This window comes from Desulfosediminicola sp. (genome assembly GCF_048381775.1).
In the GTDB taxonomy this organism is placed as follows: domain Bacteria; phylum Desulfobacterota; class Desulfobulbia; order Desulfobulbales; family Desulfocapsaceae; genus Desulfopila; species Desulfopila ganghwensis.
Map to the genome: position 1 here is coordinate 209,762 of NZ_JBLXGE010000007.1, position 11,509 is coordinate 221,270.

Here is an 11,509-nt window from a genome sequence, read left to right on the forward strand (position 1 = left end):
CGCTCCTCAACTGAGGAGAAAGTCAGGTTAACTCCGGTTATCCTGCAACTTTAAAAATTTAAAAACATGCTGGTAGAATCAAAGGAGATACTTATCTTGGTGAATGTGAGATCTTTTCCACTTGTTCCTACATCTCGAGCCTGAGGATTTCAAGTATCTCGCTAATGCTACATAGTTGTTCATACGTTCCACATCACCATCACGAGCCTAACTTATTGATATCTTAACAGAGGGAATTTTATGGAGAAGATTACCATCAAGGCTCCGCTATCAGGTGTCATCTACCCTATCGAACAGGTTCCTGACCCTGTTTTCTCGCAGAAAATGGTTGGTGACGGAATCGCCATCGATCCGATCAACTCTGTTCTCACCGCCCCTTTCGACGGCAAGGTGACCCAGTTGCACAGTGCCCTGCATGCCATCACAGTCACCCATGCCTCCGGCCTGGAGGTGATGATGCACATTGGTCTGGACACTGTGTCGCTCAAGGCTGAAGGTTTCAGTCCGTTCGTTACAGAAGGTCAGTCGGTCAGACAGAATGATAAACTGATTGAATTCGATACCGACTTTATCGCCACCAATGCCAAGAGCCTCATGACTCAGGTTATCCTGACCAACGGCGAGGTTGTTGAAAGCATTGAAAAATCGTCAGGTAGCGCGAAAGCGGGCGAGACAGACCTGCTGCTCGTCACCATGAGAGTAGCTGCAGCAGAAGCGGAGGAAATAGGCAAAGAAGTCATCTCGGAAGCAGTTATTATACCAAATATCACCGGCCTTCACGCCAGACCCGCAGCCGTTCTGGCCGGGCTTGCCAAGAAATTCTCTGCAAAGATAGAACTCATCAAAGATGACGTTTCCGGCAATGCCAAGAGTGTCGTTGGTCTCATGAAGCTCAATATCTCATTTCAGGATAAGGTTCAGCTCCGTGCCGTGGGAACAGACGCAGCCGAAGCCGTGGCTGAGATATTGCCACAGCTTGAAAGCGGGCTTGGCGATGAAGGTACTGTGCCGCTTGCCGCGCCAGCATCTATCGAAGTTCCACCAGACCGCGCTGCACCGGCACCACCCCGGAGTGGAGACCCCAATTTACTGCTCGGCGTTTGTGCATCCCCTGGTATTGCCGTCGGTACAGCGGTGCAGGTAAAGAAAGAGAAATTCGATTTTGCAGAAGAGGCGGGTGACCCGTACACCGAAAACGTTCGCCTCGCCAAAGCCACGGAAAATGCCAAAAATTACCTTGAAGCTTTGCAGATGAATCTGCATATGCAATCCAACCCGGCCAAAGCAGCGATATTTGCAGCCCATCGTGAGATTCTTGATGATCCGGATCTTTTAGATATCGCTAAAAGTCTCATAGCCAAAGGAAAAAGCGCTGAATATGGCTGGCAACGCGCATTCTCCTCTTATGCTAAACAACTCGAGAACCTCAAAAACGAGGTACTCAGAGAACGCGCCAACGACTTGCGCGATGTCGGTCACAGGGTACTCAGAATTCTAACCGGTAAGGAATCTGAAGAACTCACTTTACCGGAACAGGCTATTATCGTAGCCGAAGAACTTACGCCTTCTTTTACCGTGACCATGGATACTTCCAAAGTCATGGGATTCTGTACCACCACAGGGGGCGCCACCTCCCACGTGGCAATTCTAGCCAGAGCCCTGGATATCCCCGCACTTGTCGGCATCGAGGCCAGTGCTTTGGATATCAAAAACGGGACCACTCTGATTCTTGACGGCACCAGGGGCTCCCTCAGGATCGACCCGTCAGATGAACTTATTAAGGAAACCATTGAGCAGAAAAACCTGCTCAAGAAACAACGAGAGAAAGACCTGGCTGCCGCCATGGAACCAGCCACAACGCTGGATGGTAAAAACATTGAGGTTGTCGCTAATATCGGCGGGGTTGACGAAGCCAAACAATCTGTTAAATCCGGTGGCGAGGGTGTCGGTCTGCTACGTTCAGAGTTCCTCTTTATAGACAGGATGACCGCCCCGACCGAGGATGAGCAGTATGAAGTGTACAGGGCCGTGCTTGATGCTCTTGAGGGGAGACCGCTCATAGTTCGTACCCTGGATGTTGGTGGCGACAAACCACTCCCATACCTGCCCATGCCCACCGAAGAGAATCCGTTCCTCGGTCAGCGCGGCATTCGAATCGGCCTTGAGCGCCCTGAACTGTTCAGGGTGCAGGCCAGGGCAATCCTGAGGGCCGGTTCTCACGGTAAGATCCGCATCATGTTTCCCATGGTTTCAACCATTCAGGAAATTCGCGACGCCAAGACAATGCTCGAAGAAGAGCGCACCAAACTTGGGGTGGACCCCGTTGAAGTGGGAATCATGGTTGAGGTGCCTTCAACAGCAATCATTGCCCGGCAATTCGCCAGGGAAGTCGATTTCTTCTCGGTCGGCACCAACGATCTCACCCAGTATAGCCTGGCCATGGATCGGGGGCATCCAAAACTCGCTGCCAAGATCAGCGCCTTAAACCCAGCGGTACTCAAACTGATTAAGCTCGCCACGGAAGGTGCGCACCTTGAAGGAAAGTGGATCGGTGTCTGTGGCGGCCTCGCCTCAGACCCGGATGCTGTGCCCATACTGGTAGGCCTGGGCGTTGATGAGTTGTCTGTTTCAGTTCCGGTATTGCCGTCGATAAAGGCCGAAGTTCGCAAGTGGTCGGAAATGGACTGCAAAAACCTGGCTGAGAGTGCTCTGGAATGTATTTCCGGCGCCGATGTCCGTGAACTGATTGCTCAAGCGAGGAAGTAACATGATACAAGACCTCTGGAAAAACTCATTTTCCTTTCTGCAGAAAATCGGAAAGGCTCTTATGCTGCCGGTAGCAATCCTGCCGGCAGCCGGTATCCTGCTCGGTGTCGGTAGCGCCGGGTTCTCCTGGATTCCCGATATCATCAACAACGTTATGGCCTCAGCAGGCGGGGCTGTCTTCGGCAATCTGGCACTGCTGTTTGCGGTGGGTGTAGCGCTTGGGCTCACCCAGAACGACGGTGTTTCCGCCCTCTCCGCTACAGTCGGTTATGCGGTTATGGTGGCAACGCTGGGGGTTATGGCCGCTATTCTTGACTTGGAGACCTCCACCGTCATGGGGATGGAATCCGTCGAAACCGGTGTCTTTGGAGGTATCGTTGCAGGTGGTCTTGCCGCCTATTTCTTCAACAAATATTACCGGATAAAACTACCAACATACCTCGGTTTCTTTGCCGGAAAGCGATTCGTACCGATTGTCACCGCGTTTGGCGCAATCATCCTGGGTATCGCCTTGAGTTTTATCTGGCCTCCCATCCAGGGTGGCATTGACGCATTTTCCCATTGGGCCTCAACCGGTAATACCGCCCTGGCCGTGACAATTTACGGATTTGTTGAAAGAATGCTGGTCCCATTTGGCCTCCATCACATCTGGAACGTGCCGTTCTTCTTTGAACTCGGCACCTACACCACAGACAGCGGTGAAGTGGTTCGAGGCGTACTGAACCGCTTTTTTGCCGGCGACCGTGAAGCTGCTATTCTGGGTGGTGGTTTTGTCTTCAAGATGTTTGGTCTTCCCGCAGCGGCCCTGGCCATTTATCATACGGCCAAACCTGAAAATAAGGTGAAGACCGGCGGTATAATGCTATCAGCCGCGCTCACCACCTTCCTGACCGGTATCACCGAACCACTCGAATTTTCATTTCTCTTTCTTGCCCCACTGCTCTATCTCTTTCATGCACTTCTTTGTGCTGCCGCATTTTTCATTACCTACATGCTCGATGTTCGAATGGGTTACTCTTTCTCCCATGGGTTAATCGATTATCTGCTTTTTTATGCCATTGACATTAAACCATGGATGCTGCTCATAATCGGTCCCGCCTTTGCTTCTGTCTATTACGTAGTTTTCCGGTTCGCCATTTCCATGTTCGACCTGAAAACTCCAGGTCGCGAAGATGAAACCGATGAAGGTGCGGCAAAAGATACCGCAGCCGATGCCATGTCTAAACAACTTGTACTCGCCTTTGGTGGCAGGAGTAACATCGAAAGTCTGGACGCCTGTATCACCCGCCTGCGTGTTGAAGTAAAAAACATGGATCTGGCCAGCCCTGATAAACTCAAAGCGCTCGGCGCTGCCGGGGTAGTTACCGTGGGCAATAACCTGCAAGCGATTTTCGGCCCGCAGTCTGAAAATCTGATGACCGATATGAGAATCTTTATGGATAGTGCTGGAGATGAAGCTGAGCTGACAGAGCAGGATAAGCCCTCTGCCGTCGCCTACAAAGAAGAGGAGATCAAACCAAAACTCCGCGACCACGAAGCACCGCAAAAGGTGGCTAACTGGCTGGTCGCACTTGGTGGTGCGTCTAACATCGCCTCAGTGGAGCACTGCGCCCAGACCCGGCTGAGGGTCACCATGAAGAACCGTGGCCTGGTTGATGAAACCGCCTTACGTCAGAGCGGCATTGACCATTTTATCAATATCGACGACTCAACCATGCACCTGCTGGTAGGATTGAATGCCGATCAATATTCGGCAGAGATGCGTGGACAGGTTGCCGGCGGGTAGCTGGAAAAAAACAACTCTAGAAAACTCCAACCCCTTTACTGCCTCGCAGAAAGGGGTTACCTCGCTCCTGTTCCAAGGCGCTGCTGGGTATTGCTCTCCCTATCAGTCGAAGCAGGCCGGCCAGCATTACCGACTCAACAATGAACTATTGTTAGTGATCCGGAACTACTTACGTCCCACACCTCACACCTACCCGCCCCCACAACCTCAATCAGCCGCGACGTTTTCCCTCCAACCAGTAAATACCGTCGCCCCGACTAGGTATTTACACCTGTTTGCAAGCAGTTAATTGTCTGAAAATATTGAAATCGGCTCAAGGCACTGATATATCAACCACAAGCCCCAAGACCCTAACACGCCGAACAATCCATATTCGCAAATTTCGTACGAAATAGCAATTACTTACACTTCATTAACCGTGTTTTTTTATGTATCCCTGCTACTATCAGTCGATGCAGTCTACAACTGCTTCATTTCAGAATCTTTTGGGGAAAAGAATTACACAGGAAAACAGGAGAAATTGAGATCATGAAGGCAAGGCTAGAACAGGAAAAAAGACGCAAGATACTATCTTCAATCATCTTCAACGTGGTTTTTACCGTCGGTGCAATACATTCAATCGGCACAGTAGGTTTCGCTGCTCCAATTACCTATGAAGGGGATTTGGGGACTAGTGAAGATTTTTTTGGCCAGGTCGTTGCAGGCAACAATTACTCGAATCCAACAGGATGGAGTTATTATGCTTTTGGAGCAAAAGCAGGCACCGTCATTACAATTAATGGACACAGGCAGGAAAATGCCCTGGATCCAGTTGCCGGTGTTTTCAGCGGAATTTTTACAGATACCGCAGAATTGCCAGGCAGCTCGATAGGTTCCGGCATAACTTCGGCGGACGACAACATGGCAGAATTGCCTGGTTTTTCAGGCCCCTGGGCGGATCCGAGCATTTCTTTCGTCGTCCCGGACGACGGATTATATACCTATGCAATTTCCAGCTTTGTGAGCGGCGATCCTGGTATTGATGGTGTATACGATTACATGATTGTGGCTTACCATGTTGATAACTCAGTAGAATCCATGATAATGGCAAGGGCAGCCGCAGTCTCTACCGATGCTTTGTTGCACAATCAGGGCAAAGAAGAAAATGTTCTGATATCACAATATATCCACAATCAATACGATTTTAGTCAGGGTTTTCTTCAGGATTCCGGCCACAGGGGGATTACTCTCTGGGCAGTGCCGGTATACCGGAATCTGGATTTGGGGGAAGGGAAAACATTTCTGGGCGATGCCGACGGCACACGAAACGGCTTGTACGTGGGTATGGATATACTCCGTAGGAAAGATGTGCTTTGTGGAATCGCCTTCAAAGCACATCTTGAGGAGATTCAATTCGACCTGTTCGAGACGGAAGTCCAGACATCAAGTGTAGGAGCTGCTCTCTATGGGGCCTATACCTTACCCTACGGTGTTATATTTCATGGTTCCGCAAGTTACGGATATATCCAGAATGATTTACAATACCAATTATGGGATCAAAAACCCGAGGATGAATACAATTCCCAACGATGGCTTGCCGCTGCCGGACTAAGCAAAATGTTTCAGGTAGAGAGTTATCGATTCCTTATCGGCGGTAACTATATCTTTGGTTATGAATCTTCTGAAAAATTCAGTACAACAGACGGGATACAGGTCAAAACGGATTCCGCTCAAGTGGATATCCTGGATCTGAACCTCGATGTGACCAAACAGGTCTTAGCTAATCTTGATGTCTATGGTTCACTCCACTTCCAAACAGACCTGAACAGGTCTTTAGCTGACAAGGATTCCGGTGTCGATTTTTATCTGGGATTTATCACGGAACTCGATCCAGGTATCAGCTTTGACTTACGGACCGTGATTGGAACCGGCGATATTGATGAGTATGGAATTCAGGGAACCCTGTCAATCCAACTCTAAAGGTATGTATTGCGCATGACTTGCCGCCAGCCATACAATCTGGTGGCAAGTCATGTAAAGATTAGCTTTTCAAATTATGTGCTCATTCTCCCGAACACCAGCGACATCCCCGATCGCCTCCCGCAATCTGGTTGAGAGCTGTGACACTGAGAATGGCTTCTGGATAAAACCTTTACACCCTTTATCCAGGATTTCCTGTGCCTGGCCTTCGATACTGTAACCGCTACAGAGTAGAATTCTTGCCTCGGGGTCTATTCGCTTCAGTCGATCAAACAGTTCTCCGCCACTCATATTGGGCATGATCATGTCCATTATCACTGCCTGTATGTCGTTTTTATTCTGACTGTAGAGAGCAATGGCATCGAGACCGGACTGAGCGGTAAGCACTGTGTAACCAATAGACTCCAGAATCTTTTTTCCCACCTCTATAATTACCGGCTCATCATCCACCAGCAGCACAGTGCCAGAACCGTAGATCACTTCCTCAACAGGTTCCGTTTTATAAATCACCTTCCTGGTAGTTACCGGAAGTAGCACGGTAAAGGTTGTTCCACAATCTTTTTCGCTGACAACCGATATTGTGCCCGAGTGATTGCGGATAATACCATAGACCATGGCCAACCCCAGGCCCGTCCCGCACCCAACCGGCTTGGTTGTGAAAAACGGATCAAAAATCTTCGCCATGGTCGCCTGATCCATTCCATGCCCGGTATCTGAGACTTTCATGCATACATATGGTCCAGGCGACAATTCGTATAATTGTGCCATGCCCGAATCCAACTCCACGTTGCTGGTACTTACCTCAATGAAGCCACCATCAGGCATCGCCTGGGCTGAGTTGACAAGAAGGTTAATCAACACCTGCTCCATCTGATTGGCAGCCGCCTCAACCGAATTCAGGTCAGCACTCAACAGACTGTTTACAGACACTTCTTTCCGAGTTCGACCAAACATGGAGATACACTTTTCTACGAGTGCGTTCAGATCGATTGGTAAGACCTCATATTTTCCACCCTGGGCAAAACCAAGCAACCTGCCGGTTAAATCGGCGGCACTGCTCAAGCATTCCTCAATAGAAGTCAGCTGAGCATGATCAGGATGGTCTTCAGGCAGTTGCGCCAGCATGAGCGAAGTTCTGCCCTGAATCCCCATCAACAGGTTGTTGAAATCATGAGCCACTCCACCGGCAAGGGTTCCCAGCGACTCAAGCCGCTGCGACTGTTGAAGTTGTTCCTCCAACTCGCGGCGAGCAGTCTCTTCCTGCTTGCGATGGGTTACATCTCTGGCGATCCCTCTGAACCCAAGAAGCTGCCCCTTATCGTCTCTAATCGCTGTAAGAACTGTCTCTGCAAATTTGGTTTCACCGTTCTCTTTATTGATCTCAAGCTCTCTGGCTTCGCCGGGCTGCTTCGATTCAAGTACCTCCTGAAAAATCTCCCGTATCTCCCGCCTTGCTTCCTCATCCTGGTAGTCAGCACTTCTCATAGCCAGCAATTCTGTCTCGCTGTAACCAAGCATCTCGCTCATCGCCCGATTCACCAGAGTCAAATGGCCTTCACAATCAATCTCAAAGTAGCCTTCTTCTATACTTTCTATGATGTTTCGATATCGTCTTTCACTTGCGATAAGGGCCTGCTCATTCCTCTTGCGTTCGATGGCCAGAGCAACCTGGTCTGATACAGAAGTCAAAATCTCTAAATCGATCGGCCCAAACTGATGCGGATTCTCATAACACTGCGTTGCCATCACACCGATCACTTCTCCCTCTATCTTCAATGGCACACCAAGCCATACCTTCGGTGCGGTACCAATAATCCTATTCGCAGTCGCCCGTTTCCTCAGCGTTTCTTCGCCATGAAAAACAGGTTTGCCGGATGTTATTACCTCGCCAGTGAGAGATTTGTCTGTACGGAAAGGATCATAGGACTTCAGTACAGGATCATTTGTATCTACAAAATAGGGGAAAAGGATTTTACTGACATCTTTGTGGTATATGGCGATAAAGAAATTGCTCAGGTTCATTACTTCGCCAAGTATGCGGTGGATGGAAATGTAAAGGTCGGAGAGATTTTTCGTGGTGTTGACTGCGCTTGAAATACGAAACAAGGTGTGGTTAATAAGCTCTGCACGCTCACGTTCTGCCACCTGCTGCTTCAATCGCTTGTTGGCCTCGACCAATTCAGCACTGTCATCACGCATCTGCTCTTGCAATTTTTTTAGAGCATTTTTCGATATTTCCTTGAGCGTCAGCCCCTGATCACTAGCTTCAACCATTTCCTGTAATTATTAATTTGTGAGGAAGGATACACTCCCTCTGCTTGCTCCTTCAGAGCGTCGTTACTTGCCAACCCTCCCCCGAACAGTCAACCCGCATTAGGTTCTCGATATGTTATCTTACATTTACAAATATAACTCTCATTTTCAAGAAGATAGACAACAAATTAATTCCCTGCCACATACTAGGTGCACCTCAGTAGCCAGGCCTTACCCTTTGGGTTTCCCGGCCAGATTCGCCAATTCAGCCGGGACTATTTCAGAATCTGTTTTGGTCTGCGTATGTAATAGCGATAGTAGCCAACGATATTTGAACTGATAAATATTATTTCCATCACTACAGCCCCCGGAGAGCCCGCCAGGATATTATGGGCAAGCCAGAAGCAGGTTCCCACAAACATAATCTCTCTCAATCGTTTATCGTTTTTACTAAATGAGGCTACAGTTCCAAACAATGCGCCAATAGTGCCCAAAACCGAAAGATGGCCCTCATATGTAAAGAAAAATACCAGCATGGTTATTGACAGGTATATCCACATTAAAACTCTGGCTGTCGAAAATATTGTTGTGAAAAAGCGGGTTGAGTTCAGCAGGGACAGGCAGGCTGCTGTCCAGTGCCCCAGGCACATGAAGTGAATTGAGATAAGCAGGCAGGATACCGCCAGGCAGGCGACGATATGAGTTCTATTCTTGAATTGAAACGAAAGCAGGTCTGTACAGATGGCAATACTGATAAGAATCTGGGAAGCTATAAAAAGGGACATGAAGGGGGACTCTCTGAATATGCTGAAAACAAAAATGAAATCTAGAAAGAATCATCAGATATGATAGGAAAAATACTATACAGGTGCAATCCGCTTTCGTCTAGAATCATTTCAACGTGCATCAGTTGACATCCCGCATCCATTTTTCATTTCACCGGAGGAGACAATTATGCGGTTTCCTGGATTTTTTATCACCATTCTCTCAGCCCTGCTTCTCATCGCACCATTTGCCATAGCCGAAGACAGCAGAACTGCCGAAGTGCTCTTTGACGAGGGTGCCAACAGCACCACCATTACCGACCAGATTGCAGGTTATCAGAACGTACATTACACAGTTCGGGCCCGCTCAGGTCAGCAGATAACTGTTGATTTGCAGGCAGAAAATGAGCATATCGCCTATTTCAACATTTATCCCCCCGGCAAGGCCCCCGGTAGTGCCGAGGCAATGTATATTGGCTCTATCTACGGTTCACAGTTTAAAGGGGAATTGCCAGAAGACGGGGTTTATCTCATCCAGGTCTATCAGATGAGAAGTGCTGCACGAAGAAACGCTATGGCCAAATATAAGCTCACGATAACAATCAAAAATCACCATACAAAAGAGATATCTTCTGATAATTGAACCATGGATTTATCAGCCGCTATAATGAGCAAACATCACAGGTAATCATCATATGCTCTCATCGTAGATGGCCATAATTAAATCCAATGCGGTATAGCCCGTAGCCGGGCCTGCAGTTTTGTCCTGAATCGGCCGAATCATGATACCCACTGATATTCCCGGCTCAGGAGCCTGTTAGTTAAACATACTCGACCAGTAGCCACCCTTTTCAGCAATTGTTTCAATTGCTCCGGCTGGCTCATTCACCGTCGCAGCCAGGATCGCTCCAACCTCCGCACTCTTCAACAGGGTGCAGTACTCCGAATATCAATTCCCTCATTAGGTCGCCTTTAAAACTCGACTTGGACTGATTTTTTTGCCCCCTAAATAAAACAATCACAATTCCATTTAGACTGATCTCATGTTACAACGCAATTATGAGTTCAGCTCAAAACTGAAGACACGACGAACGACCATCTCTATAATTCATTCTTCATTTTTATCAGAGGGATAACAGATGCTTACTAATTATTTCAATCGATTGCTGCTCCTTAGTTTAACATTGTGCATGCTCGTGCTATCAGGATGCCTCGATCGCTCTCTTACCTTCCAGATCCGCTTCACAGAGTTGAACGGCCTACAACAGGGAAACCGTGTCCTGTTTCAGAACAACCACATCGGCGAGGTGGTCAAGGTCAACTACACTGATACAGGAGATTACCTGGTCACCGTTACAATTTTACCCGACTTTACCAATGCCACCACCAAGGACTCCACATTTCATATCGGTATCGACTCAGACGCACCGCCCGCCAAAGCAGTATTTGTTGAACAGGCCAAACCAGGAGGAGATCTCCTTAAAAAAGGTGCAATAGTCTCAGGTACCCAAAAAGCCGGTTACTTTGATGACCTGATTAAAGATCTGACTGAAAAGGCAGAAACTGCTGAAACAGAATTCAGAAAATCACTCAAGGATTGGGAAGAATCATTGAGCACTCAATCCCAGGAGCTCAACCAAAGCTTAAATAAAACACTTGAAGAACTCTCCAGACAGTTTGGTTCAATCAAGGACGAAGTACAAAATGTGCCCAACCGCGAAGAAGTGAAAGAGCTTGAAAAGAACATCCAGGAGTTCGTAGAGGATTTCAATAACGCTCAAAAAGATGTTCAGGATAAACTGAAAAACGAGGTCATCCCCCAGCTGAAAATGGAACTCGAAAAATTACGTGAGCAATTGAAAAGAGAAGGAAGGGAGGAAGAGCTTGAAAAAATAGACGAGGAGATGAACGAGGGTATAGCTATTTAGCCTGAAGACTACCGTGAGACTTTGATCTGACAAGAGCCCGCTCTTGTCAGATC

7 protein-coding genes are annotated in these 11,509 nt (G+C 48.2%); 5 read left to right on the forward strand and 2 right to left on the reverse strand.

Features of this window, described 5'->3' with window-relative positions; genetic code table 11:
- Positions 1–240: 240 nt before the first annotated feature.
- The 3 genes from ptsP (at position 241) to ACN5NT_RS13580 (ending at position 6,511) form a co-directional block, all read left to right on the forward strand.
- A complete protein-coding gene (gene ptsP / locus ACN5NT_RS13570; RefSeq protein ID WP_136795713.1) occupies positions 241–2,766 on the forward strand; it encodes a phosphoenolpyruvate--protein phosphotransferase in 2,526 nt (841 codons plus the stop codon).
- Between the two features lies 1 nt (position 2,767).
- Positions 2,768–4,552, forward strand: coding sequence for a PTS glucose transporter subunit IIBC (ptsG, locus tag ACN5NT_RS13575; RefSeq protein WP_136795714.1), 1,785 nt, complete (start codon positions 2,768–2,770; stop codon positions 4,550–4,552).
- Positions 4,553–5,080: 528 nt separating this feature from the next.
- The gene (locus ACN5NT_RS13580) at positions 5,081–6,511 is read left to right on the forward strand and encodes an autotransporter domain-containing protein (protein ID WP_136795715.1); all 1,431 of its coding nucleotides are present in this window, start codon (positions 5,081–5,083) and stop codon (positions 6,509–6,511) included.
- Positions 6,512–6,580: 69 nt separating this feature from the next.
- Here ACN5NT_RS13580 and ACN5NT_RS13585 read toward each other — a convergent pair whose 3' ends face one another.
- Both ACN5NT_RS13585 and ACN5NT_RS13590 read right to left on the reverse strand, forming a co-directional pair.
- Entirely contained in the window at positions 6,581–8,785 is a 2,205-nt protein-coding gene (locus tag ACN5NT_RS13585) for a PAS domain S-box protein (RefSeq protein ID WP_419175777.1), read from the reverse strand.
- Positions 8,786–9,039: 254 nt separating this feature from the next.
- On the reverse strand, positions 9,040–9,549 hold the full coding sequence (locus tag ACN5NT_RS13590) for a YgjV family protein (protein WP_136795717.1): 510 nt from the start codon (positions 9,547–9,549) through the stop codon (positions 9,040–9,042).
- A 169-nt stretch (positions 9,550–9,718) separates the two neighbouring features.
- Between ACN5NT_RS13590 and ACN5NT_RS13595 the strand changes: the two genes are divergently transcribed.
- Both ACN5NT_RS13595 and ACN5NT_RS13600 read left to right on the forward strand, forming a co-directional pair.
- Positions 9,719–10,171: a DNA breaking-rejoining protein gene (locus ACN5NT_RS13595; RefSeq protein WP_419175778.1), complete on the forward strand. Its 453-nt coding sequence runs from the start codon at positions 9,719–9,721 to the stop codon at positions 10,169–10,171.
- Between the two features lie 547 nt (positions 10,172–10,718).
- Positions 10,719–11,456: an MlaD family protein gene (locus ACN5NT_RS13600; protein WP_419175779.1), complete on the forward strand. Its 738-nt coding sequence runs from the start codon at positions 10,719–10,721 to the stop codon at positions 11,454–11,456.
- The last annotated feature ends 53 nt before the right edge of the window (positions 11,457–11,509 follow it).